This is a genomic window from Halomonas sp. A40-4 (assembly GCF_015767635.1).
GTDB lineage: Bacteria > Pseudomonadota > Gammaproteobacteria > Pseudomonadales > Halomonadaceae > Vreelandella > Vreelandella janggokensis.
On the sequence record NZ_CP065230.1, the window covers coordinates 2,044,054 to 2,069,569 of the forward strand.

Sequence of the window (25,516 nt, forward strand, 5' to 3'; positions counted from 1 at the left end):
TGACGGCCCTTGAGGCGGTCTCTTTCACTGATCACGTTTTACACCTGCGGATATTTTATGTTTCAACCTGCTAACGACAGCCCATTTGAAGTCGCTTGCCCTCAATGTTCAAGAACCGTTGCATGGAGTAGCGAAAGCCCTTTCCGTCCATTTTGCAGCAAACGCTGCCAACAGCTCGACCTGGGGGCCTGGGCGGAAGAATCCCACCGAATAGCCGGTGAAAACGCCATGGACGAAGCCGATATCGACGCTATGCTGGCGCAGGCTGATCGCGATGCACCGCTTTCCTAAATGACCGTATCCGACTACCCTGCCTACCATCTTATGCAGCACCTTGAACGGTGCTTTGATGATCTGATGGCAGCATTGGACGTACTTGCAACGCAATACGCAACTCAGTGCCCGCCTACCTGGATGCTGTCTCCCATGGCCGATTCCTCACCAGACGGGTTCAGAACGGCACTCTTTGATGTCTGGCATCAGACGGGGCAGGATGGTCGGGAAACACGCAATTACCTGGGTATCGTTGTCGCCAACGAGGCGCTTATCGACGCTGCTCGCAATGTAAATGCAGCGAAAGACGCATTCCATGCCGGTTTGCAAAAGATTAAAAGCACCACCCCTAAAGCGTTAAGTGACACTAAAGCACAACTGACCACTCGCCACCCGGATGTTAATCAGGTCTTGCGTAAAGAGGGGTTAGCGCGGCTACATTTAAAACAATGCTGGCGTCAATTGCCTATCGCCGATGCGGAAGTCGCAAAAGTGCGCTTTGCCTGGTATCAAAGCGGACGCTCGATTAAACGCATCACCGTAAGAGACGCCGAACAAAAGCTACTTCGACTGGATACTGACGCGCCTCATATAAAAGTACAATTGCGTCGTCTTGCAGGCTTACCCAGCGAAGAACCGCTTGCCCAGGTTCAAACCCAGGCACCGCTGATGCGGGCCAATCTCTTTTTTAGCCACCCATTAGCGGATGGCCACACGCGACGGGCGTTAAACGTTTCCATGCCCCTTTTTGTACCCAATGAGCGCCTGGGAATGCCTGATATCAAGGCACCGCCAGCTCACCCCCAGCCGCAACGAACTCGCGCGACTCGAAGCGATGAAAAACTGGAATCCGAGGTTTTCTTACCCAGCCTGCGAGTTTATCGCTACCGTTAAGATTATTTTAACATCAGGTTTAAAAAAACGGGGTTAATCAAGCAGGCACCTGCTCCTCCGTCCAACGTCCCGAAGCCAGCAGCGCCTCGATCAACTCGCGCAGCTCATGCGACGCAATGTGGTATTCCGCCAGCAATGCTTCGAATTGCTGCTGAAACGCTTCCTCTCGTAATAGAGCCTGCTTTTCGGCGTCTTCCTCTTCAAGCGCCTCCAAGGAGCGCACTGGCGGCCCAGTCGGAATATCCGTTGCGCTGCCTGGGTCTTCTAGCTGACGTAGCGCTTGCGCAAAGGCATCATCCAATTCACGAAATTTACGAAGCTTGTCGCGCTCGTCCATCGGTTTCTGAACTTTTTGATATTTCATTGATATGTCATTCACACCCTTTCGATTGAGAGATACGCCTGCCTATAAGGCCATTTTCCCCAAAAACTGTGCCCAAACGCGTAAAAAGCCAAAGCAAACTTGCCTTCGAGAGCTGTTCCTAGCATAAAGAGAGCATCATTATGTATCGGTGCATAAAGTAAAGAATACTTACGTATCACTGCACATTTTGCGACCACTGACATATTACGCTGCAATGTAAGTACTGGGCTGCAATATAAACGTTGGGCTAAAAAAACCGCCGCCACGTTGCACTGACGTGGCGGTACATCCGTGACACCAAGGCACCGGGAGGGTGCACATACCGCCAGATACACTACCTGGCGGTAAGACTCATGCATGGGAGGCCAGATAATGTTCAATGCTATGACACGAGCTGAAATCTGGCTGCAAGACACACTTGAAAAGCCATTGAGTATTGACGATCTTGCGCAAGATCTAGGGTATTCAGCTTCACAAGTACGACGCCAATTCCGTCATTACTTTCACACAACGCCGAGTGCCTATCGAGAAAAGCGTCGGTTAGAGCGTGCAGCGGTTTTACTCGCCCTCACTCCCCGTAATATAGCGCAAATTGCACTGCATTGCGGTTACCAAAACCATTCGTCTTTTTCGCGAGCCTTTCTGCGACATTTTCGACTATCCCCGCGACATTACCGTCAGGCTATGGGCCATGTAATGCATCAGCAAATACCGCCTTACGGCTACACGACTCGAATCAAGCAAACACCGGCTCGGCAGGCTGTTCTCATGCGACTCTATAAATCACCGGAGCAGCTTCAAGGCCTCGGGGACAGCACTTACCATAGCCACCAGTTGGAAAGCCTGCAAGCAAGGCTGGCAGACTCAACCCCAGCCGTTTCGCTGCCTGATCTACTCAGCGAAAAGATTGATGCTCTAAGCGATCAAGCTGCGCATCCGGTGCGTACCGATATCGGGCTTTATCTTGAAACACTTCACAACATGAAAAGCATCCCACTGCCTGCGCCCTACCGCCGGATTAATATCGCGGCACGCTACTATGCGAGCACCTGCTTCGAGGAATTTTCACAACTTTCACACGCGCTGACCAGCATGCTGCTGGAACTCTTGCATAAACAAAAGGGCTATTACATCAGCGGCGAGGCGCCCATGGTACTGTGGAAACCCGATTATTTGGAATTGAGGGTACCGCTGAATCAATAAGCAAATACATTTTGGGCAACCAATAAAGTCGGCATTCCCATTGGAAATGCCGACTTGGCGATACGATACTTAGTCTTCCATCCGGACAAGCCAGGACTCAACGGTCTCATCGCCGTGTTCGTCTTTCCAGCTACGCAATCCCTTGTGGTTACCTCCACGCGTTTCGATAACCTCACCTGTATGAGGGTTTTTATATATCTTTAAACGACGCTTACGGCGGCCTGCATTACTACTGGCGGGCTTTGAACCACGCTGGTCAGCGGCAGGATCAAGCAATGCGACCACGTCGGCTGGACGCTTACCAAACTCGTTCATGAGTGCTTCAAGCTTTGATTTGAACTCTAGTTCACTCTTGAGGCGCTGATCACCCTCTAGTCGCTGAAGGTCTTCTTGAAGCTGCTTCAGCTGCTGTTCTTTTTGGATGTATTCATTAAGTAGTGACATGGGGAATCCTTTAACATCAGGTCAAACCAGATAAGATACCGAACGGACATTGTCAGTATCCATTAGTTCAGAATGCGCATTCATTATTGCTGTAAAAAGGCCAACTGACAACAGTCTAGATGATTTTTAGTCAATTACGAAAGATATTTTAAAGATTGGCTTAGCAATGAATAACTTTTTATTAGGTTAATCGCCAAGTTATACAGACAAAAATTGCTCACAAAAAAACGCCGCCCTAAAGGCGGCGTTTTTATGAAGCCATCACTAACAGGATATTAGTCTTGGCCCATTTGCTGCTTAATCAAGTCACCGATCGTGGTAGCACCACCTGCTGCTTCCGGCTCTTGTTCACGCAGTTTCTTGAGGTTCTGACGCGTGTCATCTTGCTCTTTCGCTTTCACCGACAGATTAATCTGACGGCTCTTGCGATCAACACTCACGATGCGTGCTTCGACACTATCGCCCTCACTGAGAACGTTACGTGCATCTTCAACGCGATCAGCCGCGATTTCAGACGCCTTGAGCACCGCCACTACATCGGTAGCCAGCTCAACGTGAGCTTCTTTGGCGTCTACTTCAACGACACGACCAGTGACGATGCTGCCCTTGTCGTTGACCGACAGATATTCAGCAACCGGATCAGAATCCATTTGCTTGATACCCAGTGAAATGCGCTCGCGCTCAGGGTCGATAGACAGGATGACCGCTTCGGCTTCGTCGCCTTTCTTGAAGTTACGAACCGCTTCTTCGCCAGTATCGGTCCAGGAGATGTCGGACAGGTGAACCAACCCATCGATACCGCCTTCCAGGCCGATGAAGATACCAAAGTCCGTGATTGACTTGATGGTACCCGAGACGCGATCGCCCTTGTTGTACTCGGCATTAAAGGTTTCCCAGGGATTAGCAGTGCATTGCTTGATACCCAGAGAAATACGACGACGCTCTTCGTCGATATCCAATACCATGACATCAACATCATCGCCCACTTGAACCACTTTGGACGGATGGATGTTCTTGTTGGTCCAGTCCATTTCAGAAACGTGAACTAGGCCTTCAACGCCTTCTTCCAGTTCAGCAAAGCAGCCGTAATCGGTCAGGTTGGTGACCACAGCATGAACCTTGGTACCTTCCGGATAGCGCTCTTTAATACGAACCCACGGATCTTCGCCAAGCTGCTTGAGACCCAGAGAAACGCGATTACGCTCACGGTCAAACTTAAGCACTTTCACGTTGACTTCGTCGCCGACAGCCACGATTTCAGACGGATGCTTGATGCGCTTCCATGCCATGTCAGTGATGTGCAGCAGGCCATCAACGCCACCCAGATCAACGAAGGCACCGTAATCAGTCAGGTTCTTGACGATACCCTTGATTTGCTGACCTTCCTGAAGCGTGGCCAGCAGCGCTTCACGTTCCGCACTGTTTTCTGCTTCCAGAACCGCACGACGTGAAACCACGACGTTGTTGCGTTTCGGGTCGAGCTTGATGACCTTGAAGTCCAGCTCTTTGTGCTCCAGGTGCGCGGTATCGCGAACCGGGCGAACGTCGACAAGAGAGCCCGGCAGGAAGGCACGGATAGAGTCGACATCGACGGTGAAGCCGCCTTTGACCTTACCGTTGATCACGCCTTTGACGACTTCATCTTTCTCGAAGGCGGCTTCCAGAATCTTCCAAGCTTCTGCGCGCTTGGCTTTTTCACGGGATAGACGCGTCTCACCGAAGCCATCTTCAACGGCTTCAAGTGCAACGTGAACATCGTCACCGATCGCAATGTTCAGTTCGCCGTTCTCGTCGCGGAATTGCGCCGCGGGGATCTGACCTTCAGATTTCAGACCGGCGTTGACGGTAACCCAGTCACCGTCAATATCGACAACCTGGGCCGCGACGATAGCGCCTGGCTCCATGTTAATGTCGTTAAGAGACTGTTCAAACAGTTCAGCAAAGCTTTCGCTCATGGTGTTCCTACGTGATCAACGTTGTTGAGGCATAAATGCCTTCTCCGTACCACCAGCGAGCACGGGCCTAATGTCACTCTGCTTTTGGAGGTGTTAGCGCTGGTTAAACCTGACCGGGCTCCCAATGTGAGTTTTACGCCCTGCCATGTCATGACACCTATCCAAAAACGCCGCAAGGGAGAGTCAATTTCCGGAGACCAGGCCTTGTTGGGCCAGTAGCTCGGTCAACTGATCAACCACTTCCGGTATGCTCAGGCGCGTGGTATCAAGCGTGATGGCATCATCTGCCGGCTTGAGTGGCGCCACGTCGCGATGCATATCGCGTGCATCGCGTGCCTGAATCTCCTTTAGAAGACTCGAAAGACTAGCATCCACGCCTGCTTCCTGCAACTGCTGATGGCGACGGCGGGCCCGCTCCGATGCTGAGGCGGTCAGAAATATCTTCAGAGACGCGTCAGGAAAAACGATCGTTCCCATGTCTCGACCATCAGCCACCAGGCCAGGCGCCTGACAAAAATCGCGCTGACGCTCCAGCAGCGCCTGACGTACAGCCGGAAGCGCCGCCACCTGAGAAGCACGCTCGCCAGCTTGTTCGGTGCGGATTGTACGGCTGACATCCTCGCCTTCCAGCAGGGTTCGTGGCTGACCATTTTCGACCGGAAAAGCGACATCCAATGCTTGGGCCAATTTTGCCAACGCCGCCTCGTCGTCAAGCGCCACCTGATGTTTGACAGCGGCCTGCGCCGTCAACCGATACAAGGCACCACTGTCCAACAGGTGCCAATTCAGGCGTTCGGCCATTAGCCCGCTGATCGTGCCTTTACCTGCGCCGCCGGGGCCATCAATGGTCAATACAGGGGTGATTTCAGTCATGCCCCCTCCACCGATAGCGTCATCCCCACGCGGGTTACCAGGTCCACGAAATCCGGGAAGGAGGTCGCCACATTGGCGCAATCATCGATTACGATATCGTCGCTTGCCCGCAGTCCAGCAATGGCGAAGGCCATTGCAATTCGGTGGTCACCCAGGCTATCGATCCGCCCGCCACCATAACTGGCCACTTGGTCGTCGCCATTACCAGTAATATCAATACCGTCAGCAACGACCGTATGCTCGACGCCCAGAATGGCCAGGCCATCAGCCATCGCCTGAATGCGATCAGACTCCTTGACGCGCAGCTCTTCGGCGCCGCGTAATCGCGTGGTGCCCTTGGCGTTGGCGGCGGCAATGAATAAGGCTGGAAATTCGTCTATCGCTAATGGCACTTGGTCGACAGGAATCTCAATACCGCTAAGCGGTGCGTAACGAATGCGAATATCCGCAACGGGCTCGCCACCCACTTCACGCTGATTTTCAAGGGCCAGGTTGGCCCCCATCAGGGTGAGAATATTAATCACGCCGATACGCGTCGGGTTGATGCCCACATGCTCAAGCGTTATGTCGGAACCTGGGGTAATGGCCGCGGCCACCAGGAAAAACGTCGCTGATGAAATATCCGACGGCACATCGATCGGCCCCGCTGTCAGCTTTCCGCCACCCTGCAGCCAACAGGTATCACCCTCACGGGACACCGGATAACCAAAGCCGTTGAGCATGCGCTCAGTGTGGTCGCGGGTAGGCGCTGGCTCACGCACGCGGGTTTCACCTTCAGCATAAAGGCCTGCCAGCAACAGGCAGGATTTCACCTGGGCACTGGCCATAGGCATGTCGTAATCAATGCCTTTTAAAGCGGCGCCGCCTCTGACATTCAGCGGGGGGCGTCCACCTTCTGCGGTATCGATGGTTGCCCCCATCAGGCGCAGCGGGTCGGCAACACGGGCCATTGGACGCTTGTTTAGCGACTCGTCGCCGGTCAATTCGCTGTCGAATGCCTGCCCGGCCAGCAAGCCTGCAAACAGTCGCATCGCGGTGCCCGAATTGCCCACATAAAGGGGGCCAGAAGGCGCTTTTAATCCATGCATGCCTACGCCATGGATGGTGACGCGCCCCTGGTGTGGCCCTTCAATGGCCACGCCCATTTCACGAAACGCCTGAAGCGTAGCAAGGCTGTCTTCGCCCTCAAGGAAACCTTTGACCTCGGTAACACCATCAGCCAGTGCCCCCAGCATGATTGAGCGATGTGACATGGATTTGTCACCGGGCACTCGCAGTCGACCCTGCGCCTGACCGCCTGGCCGCACCCGGTAAGTTACCTTACCTTCTGGTTGCATATGATATTCCGCCTGATAAGTGGTTTTGTTCAATAACGTATCGAAATAGTGGCGTGCATGGCTGGCCCGATCAAATGTCGCAATCAGGGCATCGCTATCGCCTTGCTCAACGGCCTTGCGCAATCGGGCAAGGCCCGCTTCAAAATCATCCAGCGACGACAGTACCGCCTGGCGATTGGCGATGAAGATATCGCGCCACATCACCGGGTCACTGCCCGCAATACGGGTGAAGTCACGAAACCCCCCGGCGGCGTAGCGAAAAATATCCAGCCGGTCATCCTGACGCGCCAGCGTGTCGACCAACGAAAATGCCAACAGGTGCGGCAAGTGGCTGGTACGCGCCAGTACATGGTCGTGGTGCTCAACGCTCATTTTCAGCACATCGGCACCGCAAGCTGTCCACAAAGCCGAAACCCGCGCCAAGGCCGCCTCATCAACGTCCGGCTCAGGGGTCAAGATCACCTTGTGATGCCGATAGAGATCGGGATTGGCTGCCGACACGCCACTTTTTTCTGAGCCGGCAATTGGATGACCCAACACCATATTGGCAGGCACGCCACCAAAAACGCGCTTGGCACAGGCGCGAATCGCCGCCTTGGTGCTGCCCACATCGGTAATCACCACATCAGGGGCAGCCTTGGGCAATGCGCCAGCCAGCGTTTTCATTACCGTTTCCATCGCCAGCACTGGGACGGCGAGCACGATAAGTGACGCATCAGCCACCTGGGCGCCAAGCTCGGTGCCGCCGCTTTCAATCAAGCCCATCTCGATACCACGGGCAATTTCATCGGGGTTGGGATCGCAACCGACTATCTGGCCCTCAAACCCGGCAAAACGCAGCGCCGAGGCCAGTGATCCGCCAATCAGGCCGAGCCCGACAATCAACAACCGCGACTCATCGACATCTGCCCCACCGGACATCTTCTCACCCGCTGGCGTCACAACACGCCCTGGGGGTAGGAACCCAGCACACGCAACTCGGCGGCTCGCAGTTGGACTTCTTCCAGCACAGCGGTGACCCGTGGCTCGTCGCGATGCCCCTTAAAGTCGATAAAGAAGACATAGTTCCAGACCCCGGTACGCGAAGGACGCGTCTCCAGGCGGGTCATGTCGATTTGGTGACGATGGAACGGCTCGAGCAGATCATGGAGGGCCCCCGGCTGGTTGCGCATCGCCACCACAATCGACGTTTTATCTTCTCCCGACATGGGAATATCCTGGTTACCGATAATCAAAAACCGCGTGGAGTTATCCGGACGGTCTTCAATCTTTTCGGCGACACGCTCAAGATTGTAGAGTTTGGCGGCCATGTCGCCGGCAATCGCTGCACTGTGCCACTCGGTTTTCACCAATTTGGCGGCTTCGGCATTGGAAGCAACCGGCACTCTTTCCGCATGAGGAAAGTGGGCATCAAGCCACTTACGACACTGGGCAAAGGATTGAGGGTGGGAGTAAATACGCGAGACTTTATCCCGCCGGGTCGTTTCGCTGACCAGTAAGTGATGATGGATACGCAGGACCACTTCACCGCAAATGCGAATCGAGGAATCCATGAAGGTGTCGAGCGTATGATTGACCACCCCTTCCGTAGAGTTTTCTACCGGGACAACGCCATAGTTGACCGCTCCGGCTTCAACTTCGCGGAACACCTCATCAATGGCGGCCATCGGCAGGCTAATCGCGCTTTCCCCGAAATGCTTCAGCGCCGCCTGCTGGGTAAAGGTCCCCTCCGGGCCCAGGTAGGACACCTTGATGGGCTTTTCCAGTGCCAGGCAAGCGGACATAATCTCGCGAAACAAGCGCGCCATTTCCTCAGCATCCAGCGGGCCTTTATTTAACGCCATAATACGGCGTAGCACCTGGGCTTCGCGCTCGGGCCGATAGAATACCGCTTCCTCATCCTCGGCGAGCTTGATATGCGCGACCTGCTGAGCGCAGTCCGCCCGCTCGCTGATCAAGCGGAGAATATCATCATCCAATTGGTCAATACGCTGGCGCAGCGCGTCCAGATTGATCGACGTGTCGGCCATGGTGATTAGCCCCTTCGTTGTTCGAAATCTGCCATGAAGGCAATCAAAGCGTCCACCGCTTCCTCTGGCACGGCGTTGTACAGGCTGGCGCGCATGCCACCCACGCTGCGGTGCCCTTTCAGGTTCAAGAGCCCCGCCTCATCGGCCTCTTTCAAGAAGGCGTTATCAAGCCTGGCGTCTTCCAGCACAAAAGGAACGTTCATGCGAGAGCGGTTATGACGTGCAATCGGATTGCTGTACAAGTCGCTGGCGTCAATGGCGGCATACAGTTTTTCAGCCTTGCGCTGGTTAATCGCATCCATCGCCGCCAGGCCACCGACATCCGTTTTCAACCACTGGAAAACAAGTCCCGCCAGATACCAGGCATAGGTCGGAGGCGTGTTGACCATGGACCCTGCCTCGGCAAGCAACTGATAGTCAAACAAAGAGGGAATGGTGGGCTGCGCGTTACCCAGCAGGTCGTCGCGCACGAGCACTAACGTCAATCCCGCCGGGCCAATGTTTTTCTGCGCGCCCGCATAAATCACCCCGAACTGACTGACGTCCCGCGGCCCGGAAAGGATGTTGGACGACATATCACAGACCAGCGGTACGCTGGTGCCATCGTTACGCTGCACGTGTGGCGTGTAATCAAATTCCAGCCCGCCAATCGTTTCATTGGAGGTATAGTGCAGATAAGCCGCGTCGTCACTGATCTTCAATGTGTCTGCCGCAGGCACCGCCGTATGGCCATTCGACTCACTACTTGCTGCCACATGACAGTCAAAACCAAGCCGCTTGGCCTCGTTGAACGCTTTCTTGCCCCAGATACCGGTTTGAATGAAGTTGCCTCGCCCCCCCTGACCCAAGAGGTTCATCGGCAGCATAGCAAACTGGAGGCTTGCGCCCCCCTGCAGAAACAGCACCTTGTAGTTACTGGGAACTCCCAGCAACTCACGTAAATCGGCTTCCGCCTGTTCGGCAATTGCCACAAACTCATCGCTGCGATGGCTCATTTCCATCACCGACAAACCGCGGCCCTGGTAATCGAGCAGTTCATCCCGGGCCCGTGCCAATACCGCTTCAGGCAGTGCGGCAGGCCCCGCACAAAAATTATAACGACGTGTCATCGGCTCCGGCATCCTGTGCGTCATTATGGTTGGCGTCGTCTGTCTCCGCCTCTTCCAGCGTCTCAAAATCGCCTTCTTCGGGCTCTTCGACACGCACAGTTTTAACCAGCTTTTCTTCTTTACCGAGACGAATCAGCATGACCCCCTGAGTATTACGCGACGTGGTCGAGACCTCTTCCACACGCGTGCGGACCAGCGTGCCGCGGTCGGTGATCAGCATCATTTCGTCACTGTCATAGACCTGCATGGCCGCTACCAGGGAACCGTTACGCTCACTGGTCTGCATGGCAATCACGCCCTGGCCGCCACGACCGCGAAGCGGGAAGGCTTCAAGACGGGTACGTTTTCCGTAACCGTTCTCGCTCGCGGTGAGAATATAGATATGACCGGCGTCGGATTGACCATCGACAGCACTGTCTGATGCATCGTCTTCACCGTCATCAATCTGCTGCGTCTTGGGAATGATCAAGCTGATCACTTCCGCCTTGTCTGCCAGGCGCATACCGCGAACGCCACGAGCTGTCCGGCCCATCGCCCTTACATTACCTTCCTCGAAGCGGATTGCTTTGCCGTTGGAAGACAGCAGCATGGCGTGGTCGGAACCCGACGTAATCGCCGCGCCCACCAAGCGGTCACCTTCTTCCAGGTCAATCGCGATCAGGCCTACGCTGCGTGGACGGGAGAACTGCTCAAGGCTGGTGCGCTTGACCGTCCCTTGGGCGGTGGCAAACAAGATATAATGATCAGGGTCATAATCGCGCACCGGCAAGATGGCGTTGACCGCCTCACCTTCCTCGAGGGGCAGCATATTGACCAGCGGCTTGCCACGGGAGCCACGACTCGCGTTAGGCATTTCGTAGACTTTAAGCCAGTACACCTTGCCGCGATTGGAGAACAGCAGCACCGTGTCGTGGGTCGATGCCACCAGCAGGTGCTCGATCACGTCCTCGTCTTTCATGGCCGTGGCAGACTTGCCGCGACCACCGCGGCGCTGGGCCTGATAATCAGAAAGTGGCTGTGTCTTGGCGTAGCCTGAACGCGAGACCGTTACCACCATGTCTTCTTCAGCAATTAAATCTTCCATCGAAAGATCAAGGTGGCTGGCCTGGATTTCAGTGCGACGGTCATCACCAAACTGATCGCGCACGGCATGCAGCTCTTCACGGATCACTTCCATGAGGCGGTCCGGCGAGGCAAGAATTTCGGTCAGCTCGGCAATTTTTTCCAGGATGGAAAGGTACTCATCGAGCAGCTTTTCGGTTTCAAGGCCGGTCAGCCGATGCAGACGCAGTTCCAGGATGGCTTGAGCCTGGGCCGGCGACAAGCGGTACTCGGTCGCGCTGGGATTAAGACCAAAGCCTTCGTCAAGGTCTTCAGGCTTGCAAGAAGTGGCCCCGGCGCGCTCCAGCATGCTGGTCACCTGACCTGGCTGCCAGACATTCGCCAACAGCTTATCTTTCGCTTCGGACGCGTTGGGCGATGCCTTGATGAGTTCAATGACTTCATCAATATTGGAAATCGCCACCGCCAGACCTTCCAGAATGTGACCACGCTCACGGGCTTTCTTCAGTTCAAACAGCGTTCGACGGGTGACGACTTCACGACGGTGGCGGATAAACGCTTCAAGCATCTGCTTGAGGTTCAACGTGCGTGGCTGGCCGTTTTCAAGCGCCACCATGTTGATACCGAAGACATTCTGCAGCTGCGTCTGGGCGAAGAGGTTATTCACCACGACCTCACCGGACTCGCCCCGCTTGATTTCGATCACCACCCGCAGGCCGTCCTTGTCGGACTCATCGCGCAGTTCGGCGATGCCTTCGATCTTTTTCTCTTTGACCAGCTCGGCGATCTTCTCGATCAAGCGCGCCTTGTTAACCTGATAAGGCAACTCGGTAATGATGATGTGATCGCGACCGGTTTTATCATCATGCTCGATGGTGTGACAGGCGCGCACGTAAACACGCCCTCGCCCGGTACGATAGGCATCAAGAATGCCCGCACGGCCATTGATGATGCCACCGGTAGGGAAATCCGGCCCGGGAATATACTGCATCAGATCATCGACGCTGAGCGTATAGTCATCGATTAACGCCAGGCAGCCGTCGATCACCTCGCGCATATTGTGGGGCGGAATATTGGTCGCCATCCCCACGGCAATTCCCGAGGACCCATTGATCAACAGATTGGGAACCTTGGTGGGCAGAACGTCTGGGATGCGCTCGGTACCGTCATAGTTATCAACCCAGTCGACGGTATCTTTTTCCAGGTCGGCAAGTAGCTCGTGGGCCAAGCGTGCCATGCGCACTTCGGTGTAACGCATGGCGGCCGCATTGTCGCCATCTATCGAACCGAAATTGCCTTGACCGTCGACCAGCACATGGCGCATGGAGAAATGCTGTGCCATGCGAACAATGGTGTCGTATACCGCACTGTCACCGTGCGGGTGATATTTACCGATCACATCGCCGACGACACGCGCCGACTTCTTGTACGGTTTATTCCAGTCATTGTTCAGCTCATGCATGGCAAACAGCACACGCCGATGAACAGGTTTCAGGCCGTCACGCACATCAGGTAGCGCGCGGCCGATAATGACACTCATCGCATAGTCGAGGTACGACTGTTTGAGCTCGTCTTCAATATTGACGGGCAAGATTTCTCTGGCGATGTCACCCATGAAAGTCAGATCCTTTGCACTGCATTGGCACTGCGAGAGTTGAAAGCGCTTATAAATACGGCCTGAAAAGACACAGCATAGCGGCGCCCAAATAATTCCCCATCATACCACTGCATTTGCATCAAGGGCAGTCAGTCGCAATGCCGAGACGCTTCAATCGGCAAATATCGACTTGTCGACGGTTAACGCATCGAGTGTCTCGCGGACATTGCCGTCAATGGGGCTCGCCTTGTTGGCCTGCACGTCCAGCAATACAAAGGTAAGATCCGCCTGGGCCACCATACGGCCGTCCTTTTGGCGAATCTGATGGTGGCATACCGCACTTCGATCACCGACATCGATAATCCCCGTCACCACCACCAGGTCATCGCCTTGAACGGCAGCGGCTCGGTAATCAATATTTAAATTCACCACCACAAACGCCCGCCCGGCGGCGTGCAATTCTTTCATTAGCGCGGGATGTTCATCGAAAAATGCCCAGCGCCCTTCTTCCATGAATTCCAGGTAGCGGGCATTGTTGACATGGCCATAGCCATCCAGGTGATAACCACGCACGCGCAGCTGGGTACTCGACACTGATTCGACTGACATAAGGGCTCCTCCATTGTTCGGGTTTATAACGATAGTGACTGACCGGCATGACTTGGCCAGCGAGACCCCAATCAAACACAAGTTTGAAACACTCGCAACAATGAACCGCTTTGCGACGATGCTGGTAGGACAGCGCCGCTTTCGACATAATGTGCCACCTTTTACACAGGACAGGCGACATGTGGTTTAAACACCTGCACTTATATCGAATACACAGCGCTCCTGAACTAAATCATGAGGCGCTCAGTGAAGCACTGGATGCTCACGCAGCAGCACCTCTGGGTAATGCCGACGCCCGCCGCCTGGGCTGGACAGCGCCCGCCGGGCGCCTGGGCAGCGGCCAGCGCCTGCATGAAATCCAGGGGCACCGGCTGTTGTCGGCGCTGCGTCAGGAACGCCTTCTGCCGGCCTCGGTCGTCAAAGAGGATGTCGACGAACAGGTGGCAAGCATTGAGGCAAGTGAAGGCCGCAAGGTGACCCGCAAGGAAAAAACCGCTCTCAAGGAGCAAGTCACCGAAGAGCTGTTACCTCGCGCTTTTGTACGCAGTCAGAAAATTGATGTTTGGTGGGATACTCGACGCCAGCTAATCGGTGTTAATGCCAGTTCGCGGACCCGGGCGGAAGATATTCTCGACCTGCTGCGCGAATCCCTGGGCACCTTGAGCGTTACCCCGCTCGCCTCCCAGACGCTGCCCATGCGGGCAATGACGACCTGGCTTGGCGACCCCGCCAGTCGACCCGCTGACCTTCAACTGGGCGACCAGGTAGAACTGAAGGCCAAAGGCGACGATGGCGTACTGCGTGCCCGACAAGTCGACCTGGATAGCGACGAAATCCAGCAACTTCTCGAGAGTGGGCGACAAGCCAGTAAACTCGCCATTCACATCGAAGGTCGCCTAAGCTTGGTATTACACGATGACCTGGCGCTCAAGTCGCTACGCTTCGGTGATGCCCTGATTGAAGAAGCTGACCAAGCTGATGATGGCGACGACGCGCTCGCACGGCTTGAGACCGACTTTATTCTCATGGCGAATGCCCTGTCTGACGACATCGTCCGCTTGATGGATTGGCTCGGCGGGGAAGTACAGCAAGAACCAGTACAGCGAGAACCTTCATCGGCTTGATCAGGTCGTGCCCAAAGGTCAACGACTATCGCTCATACATTTGATTTTATTGAAGAAATATTACGGATCGCATGACACATCACAATAACGCTTCGACCGCCTCGATGCCATCAGACCCCTGGGCGGATGTCCGCCCTTACATGGATCATGAAGTGGCTGACGTGCTTGCCAAGCTTTCGCGGGATAACGAGTTGCTAAATGCGCTTACCCGCTTCCGGCTGCCCCGCCTGGCTCGCTGGGCACCCCCGCTGGCACGTGCCATTGCCAGTCAAGCGGTGCGCCGGGAAGTCAAGGGCGTCACCAGCGTGCGTGAATTCCAGATGCGCATTGCCAGCTATATGGTGCGCATGATCCGCACCACAACCGATGCATTCGAGGTTGCCGGGCTGGACAAACTGGATCCTGATAGCGCCTATTTGTTTATCGGTAATCACCGGGATATTTCGCTGGACCCGGCTTTCGTCAACTACGCTCTCTACCAGGCTGATCGGGACACGGTGCGTATTGCGATTGGTGACAATTTATTGAAAAAGCCCTACGTCACCGATCTCATGCGGCTCAACAAAAGTTTCATCGTCCCTCGCAGTGCACGTGGCAAGCGCGCCATGCTGGCCGCATACCAGAAACTTTCGTCCTATATCCGCCATTCGATTACCGAGGATCAACACTCGATCTGGATGGCTCAACGGGAAGGTCGAGCCAAAAACGGGATTGACCGGACCGACCCTGCCATCATCAAGATGCTGACCATTGCGAGTCGCCTCAGCAATCGTGACGCTCAATTTGGCGATGCCATTGCCGAGCTTAAGCTTGTGCCCGTCTCGATCAGTTACGAATATGATCCTTGCGACCTGCAAAAAGCCCAGGAACTTCACGATATCGACACGAAGGGCCATTACGCGAAAAGCGAATTCGAAGACATTCAATCTATTGTGGCTGGCATCACCGGCACCAAGGGCCGTGTTCAACTGCGATTCGGCACGCCCGTGGGGGCCGACATGGCCACCCCCGATGAAGTCGCCGCTGAAATTGACCGGCAGGTGATTGGCGGTTACCGACTTTTTCCCAGCCATTATCTGGCGCTGGAAGCCCTTGGGGATGCCCCTGAACTGGTGGCACGTCGCACCATTACCCGTGAAGACAGAGAGCGTTTCAATGCGCGACTGGCAAACGTGCCGGAACCGCTGCGGCCTTACTGGCTGGCACAATACGCCAACCCGGTTAAACACAAGGCGGGGCGTTTAACCCACTGAGGTTACACGCCATGCTCGTTGGCAGAAAAAATGCTATTGTCGAGGTATTTAGTGGCCTCGCTTGACGCCATGCTCGTCGCGATATGAAGGAGAACCCCATGTCCGCTTCAGAAATCCAGAAAACCCGTATCATCAATGAGCTCCGCGGCTTTATTCGCAAGCTGCTGCAAGACCCCAAAATTCTTGAGCAGTCGCTGACCATTGCCCGAGAAGAATTGGCCGAGGGCAACAGCCCCGCCGTCATGGCGCGTATTGCCAACCAAATATCTGATACCACTAGCGTGCATATCCCTGAAGACCCAACCGAGCACTCTGAGGCGGATAAATTGTTTTTAGAGCTATTGCGTGAAGTGGTTCAAGAGGAACAGGCGCTCTACTAGTCAGTTACTTGAGCCGCCTCACCGTTTTATCTTTTTGTTAATGCCTGACCGGGATCTTCGTTCATCATGTCAACTACCTCCTCGCGCCGCATATTGGTTACCAGCGCGCTGCCTTACGCTAACGGCGCTATCCATCTGGGCCACTTGCTTGAATATATCCAAACCGATATTTGGGTGCGCTTTCAGAAAAGCCGTGGTCAGCAGTGCCACTACGTATGTGCCGACGACGCACACGGCACCGCCATCATGCTGCGCGCCGAGCAGGAAGGTATTTCCCCTGAGGCATTAATCGACCGGGTTTCACGCGATCACCAAGCCGACTTTGCGCGCTTCGGGGTTGCCTTTGACAATTATCACTCAACCCATTCCGACGAAAACCGCTATTACAGCGAGCTGATCTACCAGCGCTTACGCGACAAGGGCCACATCGCCACGCGGGAAATTGAACAAATGTTCGACCCGCACAAGGGATTATTTCTCGCTGACCGGTTCATCAAAGGCACTTGCCCAAAATGCGGTGCGGACGATCAGTACGGCGATAACTGCGAAAAATGTGGCGCTACCTATACGCCAGCCGAGTTGATAAATCCGGTCTCGGCGATTTCAGGGGCCACGCCCGAAGTCCGCAGCTCCACGCACTACTTCTTCAAGTTGCCGGACTTTGCTGATTTCCTGCAGCGCTGGATTAACGATGGCCATGTACAGCCGCAGATTCGCAACAAGCTGATGGAGTGGTTTGAGTCGGGCTTTAACGAGTGGGACATCTCCCGAGACGCCCCCTATTTCGGTTTTGAAATCCCCGATGCCCCCGGCAAATACTTTTACGTCTGGCTGGACGCGCCGATCGGTTATCTGGCGAGCTTCAAGAACCTCTGCGAGCGAGAGGGCATTGACTTCGACAGCTACTGGGAAAAAGACTCGGATGCCGAGATCTATCACTTTATCGGCAAGGATATTGTGTATTTTCACGCGCTTTTCTGGCCGGCGATGCTCGAGGGGGCAGACCTTCGAACGCCAACCGCCGTTAACTGCCACGGTTTTGTCACCGTGGACGGCGCCAAGATGTCGAAGTCGCGGGGTACCTTTATCAAGGCAGCCACCTACGCCGACTACCTGAACCCTGAATACCTGCGCTACTACTTTGCCGCCAAGTTGACGTCCAAGGTCGATGACCTTGACCTCAACCTTGACGATTTTGCCGCCCGGGTGAATGCGGATCTGGTCGGCAAAGTCGTCAACATTGCCAGCCGTTGCGCCGGCTTTGTCAAAAAGCTTGGCGGCGGTCGCTTATCCGCCCATTGCAGCGAGCCACAGATGGTCGCCCGGTTCATCGCTGCTGGCGACAGCATTGCCCAGGACTTTGAAGCGCGCGAATTTAGCCGCGCGATGCGCCACGTCATGGAGCTGGCCGACGAGGCCAATACCTATATTGCTGAAAAAGAGCCTTGGGTGCTCGCCAAGCAGGAAGGCCGGGATGACGAAGTGCTCGACATCTGCTCGGTGGGCATTAACCTGTTCCGCCAACTGATGGTTTACCTTGCACCGGTAGTCCCCGGCATGGCTGACCAGGCAAGAGTCTTCCTGAATGTGGAGTCGCTGGACTGGGAGAGCCGTCAAGAGGTGCTTGTCGACCATGACATCAACAAATTCAAACCCCTCATGCAGCGCATCGAGCGCGACAAGATTGACGCCATGATCGATGCCTCAAAGGAGGATATCGTGGAAGAGCAAAAGCTTAAGGAAACCCCCAAGGGCCCCTTGACAGACGACCCCATCGCGGCAGAAATCAGTTTCGATGAGTTTGCCAAGGTTGACCTGCGCATCGCGCGTATCGCCAGGGCGCAATACGTCGAGGGCGCGGACAAACTGCTTCAACTAACGCTCGACCTGGGCGGCGAAACCCGTAATGTCTTTTCGGGTATCCGCTCCGCTTATGCCCCGGAAGCACTGGAAGGCCGTTTAACCGTCATGGTCGCCAACCTCGCGCCGCGCAAAATGCGCTTTGGTGTGTCGGAAGGAATGGTACTGGCATCGGCTAACCAAGACGGCATTTATCTTCTCTCGCCGGACTCTGGTGCGGAACCGGGTCAGCGTGTCACCTAACTAGGTATCCGGCAGTAAAAGGGGCAAGGCACCCAGCCTTCGCCCCTTTTTTATAAGCACTTATTTAGTACCCATACACTTTTGGTTCACTTTATGCACCGGCATATTCCACGCTCATTGCGTTTCCGCTTTTTCGCTGCTCTTGGCGGATTACTTATCTGTGCAATCGTTGCACTGGCCGCGATCAGTTCATCGGTCATCTTTCCGGCATTGCAAGCTGAAGAGCGCCAGGCCGTAAAACGAGAATTAGATCGCGTTGAGCGCAGCTTTCAGCTTGAGCAGCAGCAACTGCTTGCCCAGGTGCGTGACTGGGCTCATTGGGATGATACCTATCAGTTTGTCCAAGGTGACTATCCACGCTACAAAGACGTCAACTTCAGTCAGGAAATGTTTGACGATATGCGCTATCAGCTGATGGCGTTTTTCAATAATGCTGGAGAAGTCTACTTTTTAGCCGGTATTAACCCGACGACGGGCAACTACCAAACATGTGAAACGCCTAACGACGAATGTGCCTGGATGGAGCCTTGGGTTAACCGCATGCAGTCAGCCATTGATGGGGATAGAGCAGATCAAAGCGCTATCTATGCTGACCAGGAGCCTGTAATGGTGGGCTCCACCCCCATTTTACGCACCGATAAAAGTGGCTCACCGGCGGGATGGCTATTTAAGACACGCGCCTTAGACGACGAATGGCTGAGCTTCATGGAAGAATACACGGGGCTGCCTATCAACCTGAGCCTTACCCGGCAGGCCGCCTCAAGCACAGTGATGCTCTTAGCTTCTCTGGTAACATCGTTCATGCCGAACGTTACTTACCCATCTATAGTCCACTAACCCCCGTTTCACTAGGAATAGGCATAGAGCTCAATCGCACTAGCTATTTAACTAGCTTGACCACCTTTCGCTATGTTCTGTTGTGGACGGCTGTCCTAATGATTCTGGTCATTGCCGTGGTACTACTGCTGCTTGAGAAAATTGTACTTAAGCCGTTGCGCTTACTTACCCAATTTACTCAACAGCTGGATATACACGAGACGGATGTACATAAGCTCACCAGACGAAGCGACGAAATAGGGTTGCTGTCACGAGCGTTTCAGGAACAGTTTACCTGCCAGCAACAGCTCAATGATGAACTTCTGAAGATGTCCACGCATGACGCGCTGACAGGGCTGCCCAACCGGCGGCTCTTTGACCAGCAACTTGAAACTGCCTTCAGCGACACCAGTACCGATTCAGACTCAGTTGCCGTGATGATGCTGGATATTGATCACTTCAAACTCTACAACGACCATTATGGGCATCCCGAAGGGGACGTCTGCTTGCAACGTATTGCCGACGCCATGTACAGTCTCGCCCGAACGAGAGACTTTTTCATTGCCCGAACCGGCGGAGAAGAGTTCTGCGCCCTGCTTCCCCACATCTCGCCCGATAAGGCAAGAGGCATTGGGGAACAGCTTTTGGCGGCGATCGATGGCTTACAGATTCCTCATTCAACCTCACCCGTTAAACCGTTCGTCACGATAAGTGTCGGTATTGCCATGCAAAAAGACGCTAAATACCAGTCACCCAGTGCGGTGGTCAGCTGCGCCGACCAGGCGCTCTATCTGGCCAAGGAAGCGGGCCGACACCAGGTGGCATTCTTCAGCCCCCAGCTAGCCAGTGGGCTGACGCCTGAACACAATGCTCCGCAATGAATGAGCTCTTTGTGATCTTGGTCAGCACCGCGCTGGTCAACAATTTTGTGCTGGTGCAGTTTCTTGGTTTATGTCCGTTCATGGGTGTTTCCAATAAACTTGAATCGGCGATGGGTATGTCATTGGCCACCACCTTTGTACTGACCCTGGCCTCCGCCGCCAGTTTCGTGGTCTACCATGGACTGCTGGTGCCCCTGGACGTTACCTATTTGCGCACCATCAGCTTTATCGTGGTGATTGCCGCCGTGGTCCAGTTCACCGATATCATGGTGCGCCAGCTAAGTCCCTTGCTGCATCGTGTACTGGGTATTTTTTTACCCTTGATCACCACCAACTGCGCGGTACTTGGCGTTGCCCTACTGTCACTTAATCGCGATCTGAGTTTTATTGCCACCACCCTTTACGGCCTGGGCGCCGCGGTTGGGTTTTCCCTGGTACTGGTACTTTTTGCCGCCATGCGCGAACGCCTCGCCGCGGCGGATACGCCCCGGCCTTTCAAAGGTGCCGCCATTGCCATGATCACGGCCAGCTTGATGTCACTTGCCTTCATGGGCTTTTCTGGCCTGGTCCAAGGATAGGTGCGTCGATGAGTGATGCCTTTTCGATCATCAGCCTGCTCAGCGCCATTGCGGTGCTCACCGCGCTAGGCGTGGGGTTTGGTGCCCTGCTGGGCGCCGTTAGCGGGCGTTTCAAGGGAGATGAATCCAGCCTGGTCGAGCAGATTGATACTCTGCTGCCACAGACGCAGTGCGGGCAATGTGGCTATCCTGGCTGCCGCCCCTATGCCGAAGCCATCAACCAGGGTGATGCCATCAACAAGTGCCCGCCCGGCGGCGAAGCCACCATTACCGCCCTAGCCGACCTGTTGGGCCGCACGCCTGAACCGCTGGATGGTGAAGCCCCGAGTGAGGATTTGGTGGCGTTCATCCGCGAGGATGAGTGCATTGGCTGTACCAAATGTATCCAGGCGTGTCCGGTGGACGCGATCATTGGCGCCGCCAAACAGATGCACACCGTTATCGAAGATGAGTGCACAGGCTGCGATTTATGCCTTGACCCCTGCCCGGTCGATTGCATTGATATGCTGCCGCGGAGTAAGCCGTTGGACCAATGGCGACCCATCACCTATCCACCCCAGGTGATTGCCAGTGACCGCCGCTCGTCAATGGAGATGCCTCATGGCACGCACCTTTGAGTTTCATGGCGGCGTCTATCCGCCCGAACGCAAACAGCGCTCCCAAGGGCCGGTGCGTCATGCAAGGTTGCCCGATCAAGTCGTGCTGCATTTGGACCAGCATGCCGGTCGCCCTGCCCTGGCGACCGTCGCCGTGGGTGATAGCGTCAGGGTTGGCACGCCGATCGCCAGGGGCGACGGCATGATTTCAGCCACTTTGCATGCCAGCATCAGCGGCCAGGTCACCCAGGTGGATCGCCATACCATCACCATCGACGGTGACGGCGTTGATACCTGGCAACGCTTGACGCCGCTTGAATGGCGTACCGAAAGCGCTGATCAACTGCTTAGGCGCCTGGAACAAAGCGGCGTGGTAGGGCTCGGCGGCGCGGGTTTTCCTGCTCATATCAAGGCCCGAATCGGCGAGCGCCAGCGCATCGATACCCTGGTGGTCAACGCCGCCGAATGTGAACCCTATATCACCGTGGATGACCTTACGCTGCAGCAGTACACTTCGGATGTGCTGGAAGGTGCCCAGTTCATCGCCTCGCTTTGTGGCGCCAAGCAGATCGTTGTCGGCATTGAAGATAACAAGCCCGAGGCGATAAGCGCCCTGCGTCAAGCGAAGGCAGAAAGCCAACCGCTCAGTGTGACCGTCAGCGTAATCGCCACCCGTTACCCCAGCGGAGGCGAGCGCCAGTTGATTAAATCGCTACTCAACCGCGACGTGCCCGACCAGGGGTTACCCGCTGACGTGGGCGTGCTCTGCCAAAATCCCGGCACGCTCCTGGCAGCCCTGCGCTCGGTTCGCGATGGCGAACCGCTGGTTGAACGACTGGTGACACTGACCGGTGAGGCCATCGCCGACCCGGGTAATCGCTGGGTACGGATCGGTACGCCGATGGCCGCCCTGCTCGACGAGGCCGGCCTGAATCGGGCAGAACTTCATCAACTGATCGAGGGCGGCCCCATGATGGGTACGCCGCTTGACGACCTTGAAGGCATGGTGACCAAAACCACCAACTGCTTGATTGCTGCCACGCGGCAAGAGCTCCCGCCTGCGCCGCCCGAATCGCCCTGCATTCGTTGCGGCGCGTGTGAAGAGGTCTGCCCGGCCAACTTATTACCCCAGCAGTTGCATTGGTATGCGCGCGCTCAGGACGATACCAAGCTGGCTCACTACCGGCTGTTCGATTGCATAGAGTGCAATGCCTGTAGCTACGTTTGCCCGAGCCATATTCCCCTGGTTGCCGACTATCGTCAGGCTAAAACCCGGCTTCGCCAACAGCAACTGGAAACCGCCAAGGCTGAGCATGCCAAGCATCGCTTTGAATGGCGGCAGGCGCGGCTCGCCCGCGAGGAAGCAGAAAAGCAGGCGCGTCGGCAGGCACGACTTGCCAGGCAGTCGACTCAGCAATCCGATTCTCAGGGCGCTTCTCCTCAAGCCGACCTGCGAAGTTTACGCATCGCGCAAACCGCCGCCAAAGCCGCGGTCAGGAAAGCCGAGAAGAACCTCGCGCGGGCTGCCCAGCAAGACCCTGAACAGCCCAACGACGACCTCGAAATTCAGTTGGCCACCGCCCAGGAAAATCTGCAGGCAGCCGAGGCACGCCTCGCCGAGGCTCGTGAAGCAGGCGAACCCCAAGAGACTTCATAAGTATGCTGCACGCGTCCCAGGTAGACGACCGACCCCGCTTGACGAAAATGCCCAGCACCGGGGGTATCATGCGCTGGGTGATCATTGCCACACTGCCTGGCCTTGCCACCATGACGTTTTTTTTCGGCCTGGGCGTGGTCAGCAACGTCGTCCTCGCCGCCGCTTTCGGGCTGGGGCTGGAGGCCCTTGTCCTGCGGCTGCGTCACCGCAATTTGCGGCCGCTCAATGATGCCAGCGCGCTACTCACTGGCGTATTGCTCGGCGCGTCGTTACCCCCTGCCAGTCCCTGGTGGTTGATCGGCATCGGCATGGTCGCGGCCATCGTGGTCGCCAAGCACCTTTATGGCGGGCTGGGAAACAACCCTTTCAATCCCGCCATGGTGGGCTATGCCCTGTTACTGGTGTCGTTTCCCACCTACATGACCCTGTGGCCGACGCCCCAGCCGCTATGGCCCGATACGCTTGTCAGCCAAATCATGGGCAGTACCTCGCTTGAGCAGATTGACAGTTTAAGCGGCGCAACACCGCTGGACGCGTTCAAACATAAAGCCGAGGAGGTATCCGCCAGCCAATTCTGGGCTAACCCGCCGCTACCCCGAGCCACCCTCACTGCGTGGGAGTGGATTTCGGCGGCCTGGGCAGTGGGGGGCGCAATGCTGCTTGCCAAACGCCTGATCAGCTGGCATATCCCCGTCGCCATGCTTGGCAGCATGACAGCCGCCGCCGCGTTGCTGTACTTATTCAACCCCGATGAAGCCGCCTCACTCTGGCTACACCTGTTCACCGGCGCGACACTATTTGGCGCATTTTTCATTGCCACCGACCCTGTGTCCGCGGCCACCAGCCAGCGCGGCAAACTGATCTACGGCGCTGGGATCGGCCTGCTTGTCATCGTGATTCGTACCTGGGGCGGCTACCCCGATGCGGTCGCCTTTGCCGTGCTACTCATGAACCTGTGCGTACCGCTGTTGGATATTTACACGGTGCCCGCCACGACGGAATCGCAAGCCGCTACTGGCAGGGCACAACCATGAGCACCCTCAACGCCATGCAGCGCGGTGCACTGACGTTAGGCCTGTTTGCCTTGATCACGGCGGGCAGTGTCGCCTCGCTGAGGGCATTGACTGCCGAGCGTATCGACGCGCACCAGCAAGCCTATCAGCAACGCCAGCGCCAGGCCGTTCTGCCCGAAGCCCTTACCCATCGGGCGACGGTATCCTCCGTTTCGTTGCCCGATGCTGAAAAACTCGGCTACCCCGGCGGTGTGACCGGCTGGCAAGTGGAAAACGATCAGCAACGCGCTGTCGTGTTACCGGTGGTCACCCGACGCGGCTATAACGGCGACATCCACCTGCTCGTGGGGCTTGATGAGCAACAGCGAATCAGTGGGGTTCGCGTCACCCGGCATCAGGAAACCCCAGGCCTGGGCGACGACATCGAGCGCCGCCGTAGCGATTGGATCACTGACTTCGATGGCTTACGCTTGGATTCGCTAGCCACCGAAGACTGGGCAGTACAAAAAGATGGCGGTCATTTTGATGCCTTTACTGGCGCCACCATTACCCCCCGAGCTGTGGTCGATGCTGTACACAGTGCCCTACAATATGCGGCCAACCATGCACTATTTGACAATACACCCAAGCGGCAAGCAGAGGAGCCAAAGCGATGAGCCAACTTGGCCAGCTTTCGCGTGAAGGACTGTGGTCAAACAACCCGGCGCTGGTTCAACTGCTGGGGCTATGCCCGTTATTGGCTGTCAGTGCGAGCGTGGTCAATGCATTGGGGCTGGCCATGGCCACGCTGGTCGTCATGGTCGGCGCCAGCACGACCGTATCGCTGATTCGTCACCAGGTCCCCAGCGCCGTCCGCCTGCCTGCCTTTGTGATGATTATTGCCGCCTTTGTCACCTGCGCTGAGCTCCTCATGGCCGCCTACGCCTACCCGCTTTATCAGGTGCTGGGGATTTTTATTCCGCTGATTGTGACCAACTGCGCCATTCTGGGCCGTGCCGAGGCGTTTGCCTCGCGCCAGCCAGTGTTACCTGCCGCCATTGATGGTTTGATGATGGGGCTCGGCTTTGGCGCTGTACTGGTGGTGTTAGGCGCATTACGCGAACTGCTGGGCCAGGGGACGCTGTTCCGGGAAATGGCGCTATTGTTCGGGCCGATGGCCGATGGCTGGCGATTGACATTGATCGACGACTATCAGTTTCTGTTTTTTGTACTTCCTCCCGGCGCGTTTTTCGTCGCGGGGCTGCTGATCGCGCTGAAAAACAGCATTGACCAACGCCGTGAGGCATCGTCACAACCCAAGACCATCACCCCCCGTGAACAGCGCCGTGTCCGCGTCACGGGGACGATTAAATAACCCAGAGACTG

Annotated in this window: 24 protein-coding genes; 15 read left to right on the top strand and 9 right to left on the bottom strand. The window is 55.8% G+C overall.

Annotated features, from left to right (window positions below):
* The first annotated feature begins 57 nt into the window (after positions 1 to 57).
* Positions 58 to 291 carry a DNA gyrase inhibitor YacG gene (gene yacG, locus IT895_RS09585; protein WP_199285357.1) on the top strand — a complete coding sequence of 78 codons (234 nt, stop codon included), beginning with the start codon at positions 58 to 60 and terminating at the stop codon, positions 289 to 291.
* A complete protein-coding gene (locus IT895_RS09590) occupies positions 292 to 1,167 on the top strand; it encodes a DNA replication terminus site-binding protein (RefSeq protein WP_199285358.1) in 876 nt (291 codons plus the stop codon).
* A gap of 37 nt (positions 1,168 to 1,204) precedes the next feature.
* Here IT895_RS09590 and IT895_RS09595 read toward each other — a convergent pair whose 3' ends face one another.
* Entirely contained in the window at positions 1,205 to 1,531 is a 327-nt protein-coding gene (locus IT895_RS09595) for a hypothetical protein (protein ID WP_199285359.1), read from the bottom strand.
* A 372-nt stretch (positions 1,532 to 1,903) separates the two neighbouring features.
* Between IT895_RS09595 and IT895_RS09600 the strand changes: the two genes are divergently transcribed.
* Positions 1,904 to 2,734 (top strand): helix-turn-helix domain-containing protein, encoded by an 831-nt coding sequence (locus tag IT895_RS09600; RefSeq protein WP_199285360.1) that lies wholly within the window; start codon positions 1,904 to 1,906, stop codon positions 2,732 to 2,734.
* Between the two features lie 69 nt (positions 2,735 to 2,803).
* Here the strand turns inward: IT895_RS09600 and IT895_RS09605 are convergent, their stop codons facing one another.
* The 8 genes from IT895_RS09605 to IT895_RS09640 all read right to left on the bottom strand — a co-directional run bounded on the left by IT895_RS09605 (position 2,804) and on the right by IT895_RS09640 (position 13,750).
* Positions 2,804 to 3,178: a histone-like nucleoid-structuring protein, MvaT/MvaU family gene (locus tag IT895_RS09605; RefSeq protein WP_085918486.1), complete on the bottom strand. Its 375-nt coding sequence runs from the start codon at positions 3,176 to 3,178 to the stop codon at positions 2,804 to 2,806.
* A 275-nt stretch (positions 3,179 to 3,453) separates the two neighbouring features.
* Positions 3,454 to 5,133, bottom strand: a complete 1,680-nt coding sequence (gene rpsA / locus IT895_RS09610; protein WP_066320448.1) for a 30S ribosomal protein S1 — start codon at positions 5,131 to 5,133, stop codon at positions 3,454 to 3,456.
* Positions 5,134 to 5,316: 183 nt separating this feature from the next.
* Positions 5,317 to 6,006, bottom strand: coding sequence for a (d)CMP kinase (gene cmk, locus IT895_RS09615; protein ID WP_199285361.1), 690 nt, complete (start codon positions 6,004 to 6,006; stop codon positions 5,317 to 5,319).
* Positions 6,003 to 8,264: a bifunctional prephenate dehydrogenase/3-phosphoshikimate 1-carboxyvinyltransferase gene (locus IT895_RS09620; RefSeq protein ID WP_199285362.1), complete on the bottom strand. Its 2,262-nt coding sequence runs from the start codon at positions 8,262 to 8,264 to the stop codon at positions 6,003 to 6,005. The genes cmk and IT895_RS09620 overlap by 4 nt, the downstream gene beginning before the upstream one ends.
* Positions 8,265 to 8,281: 17 nt before the next feature.
* Positions 8,282 to 9,373, bottom strand: coding sequence for a prephenate dehydratase (pheA, locus tag IT895_RS09625; protein WP_085919562.1), 1,092 nt, complete (start codon positions 9,371 to 9,373; stop codon positions 8,282 to 8,284).
* A 5-nt stretch (positions 9,374 to 9,378) separates the two neighbouring features.
* Entirely contained in the window at positions 9,379 to 10,482 is a 1,104-nt protein-coding gene (serC, locus tag IT895_RS09630; RefSeq protein ID WP_085919561.1) for a 3-phosphoserine/phosphohydroxythreonine transaminase, read from the bottom strand.
* Positions 10,466 to 13,159, bottom strand: coding sequence for a DNA gyrase subunit A (gene gyrA, locus IT895_RS09635; RefSeq protein ID WP_085919560.1), 2,694 nt, complete (start codon positions 13,157 to 13,159; stop codon positions 10,466 to 10,468). Before gyrA ends, serC begins: the two co-directional genes overlap by 17 nt.
* A gap of 153 nt (positions 13,160 to 13,312) precedes the next feature.
* Complete coding sequence (locus IT895_RS09640) at positions 13,313 to 13,750, bottom strand: acyl-CoA thioesterase (RefSeq protein WP_085919559.1); 438 nt, start codon at positions 13,748 to 13,750, stop codon at positions 13,313 to 13,315.
* Positions 13,751 to 13,929: 179 nt separating this feature from the next.
* On the opposite strand from IT895_RS09640, the gene IT895_RS09645 reads away from it, so the two are divergent.
* The 12 genes from IT895_RS09645 (at position 13,930) to IT895_RS09695 (ending at position 25,505) form a co-directional block, all read left to right on the top strand.
* The gene (locus IT895_RS09645) at positions 13,930 to 14,874 is read left to right on the top strand and encodes a recombination-associated protein RdgC (protein WP_199285363.1); all 945 of its coding nucleotides are present in this window, start codon (positions 13,930 to 13,932) and stop codon (positions 14,872 to 14,874) included.
* Positions 14,875 to 14,945: 71 nt separating this feature from the next.
* Positions 14,946 to 16,127: a 1-acyl-sn-glycerol-3-phosphate acyltransferase gene (locus tag IT895_RS09650; RefSeq protein WP_085919557.1), complete on the top strand. Its 1,182-nt coding sequence runs from the start codon at positions 14,946 to 14,948 to the stop codon at positions 16,125 to 16,127.
* A 98-nt stretch (positions 16,128 to 16,225) separates the two neighbouring features.
* Positions 16,226 to 16,507: a hypothetical protein gene (locus tag IT895_RS09655; protein WP_085919556.1), complete on the top strand. Its 282-nt coding sequence runs from the start codon at positions 16,226 to 16,228 to the stop codon at positions 16,505 to 16,507.
* Between the two features lie 66 nt (positions 16,508 to 16,573).
* Positions 16,574 to 18,610, top strand: a complete 2,037-nt coding sequence (gene metG, locus IT895_RS09660; protein ID WP_085919555.1) for a methionine--tRNA ligase — start codon at positions 16,574 to 16,576, stop codon at positions 18,608 to 18,610.
* Positions 18,611 to 18,703: 93 nt separating this feature from the next.
* Positions 18,704 to 19,447 carry a CHASE4 domain-containing protein gene (locus IT895_RS19360; protein ID WP_233337409.1) on the top strand — a complete coding sequence of 248 codons (744 nt, stop codon included), beginning with the start codon at positions 18,704 to 18,706 and terminating at the stop codon, positions 19,445 to 19,447.
* Positions 19,448 to 19,545: 98 nt separating this feature from the next.
* Positions 19,546 to 20,307: a GGDEF domain-containing protein gene (locus IT895_RS19365; protein WP_233337410.1), complete on the top strand. Its 762-nt coding sequence runs from the start codon at positions 19,546 to 19,548 to the stop codon at positions 20,305 to 20,307.
* Positions 20,304 to 20,885, top strand: coding sequence for an electron transport complex subunit RsxA (rsxA, locus tag IT895_RS09670; RefSeq protein ID WP_199285364.1), 582 nt, complete (start codon positions 20,304 to 20,306; stop codon positions 20,883 to 20,885). The genes IT895_RS19365 and rsxA overlap by 4 nt, the downstream gene beginning before the upstream one ends.
* Positions 20,886 to 20,893: 8 nt before the next feature.
* Entirely contained in the window at positions 20,894 to 21,502 is a 609-nt protein-coding gene (gene rsxB / locus IT895_RS09675) for an electron transport complex subunit RsxB (RefSeq protein ID WP_199285365.1), read from the top strand.
* Positions 21,486 to 23,138 (top strand): electron transport complex subunit RsxC, encoded by a 1,653-nt coding sequence (gene rsxC, locus IT895_RS09680; protein WP_199285366.1) that lies wholly within the window; start codon positions 21,486 to 21,488, stop codon positions 23,136 to 23,138. Before rsxB ends, rsxC begins: the two co-directional genes overlap by 17 nt.
* Positions 23,135 to 24,172, top strand: a complete 1,038-nt coding sequence (locus tag IT895_RS09685; protein ID WP_199285446.1) for an RnfABCDGE type electron transport complex subunit D — start codon at positions 23,135 to 23,137, stop codon at positions 24,170 to 24,172. The genes rsxC and IT895_RS09685 overlap by 4 nt, the downstream gene beginning before the upstream one ends.
* Complete coding sequence (gene rsxG / locus IT895_RS09690; RefSeq protein ID WP_199285367.1) at positions 24,169 to 24,807, top strand: electron transport complex subunit RsxG; 639 nt, start codon at positions 24,169 to 24,171, stop codon at positions 24,805 to 24,807. Before IT895_RS09685 ends, rsxG begins: the two co-directional genes overlap by 4 nt.
* Entirely contained in the window at positions 24,804 to 25,505 is a 702-nt protein-coding gene (locus tag IT895_RS09695) for an electron transport complex subunit E (protein WP_085919548.1), read from the top strand. Before rsxG ends, IT895_RS09695 begins: the two co-directional genes overlap by 4 nt.
* Positions 25,506 to 25,516: the final 11 nt, after the last annotated feature.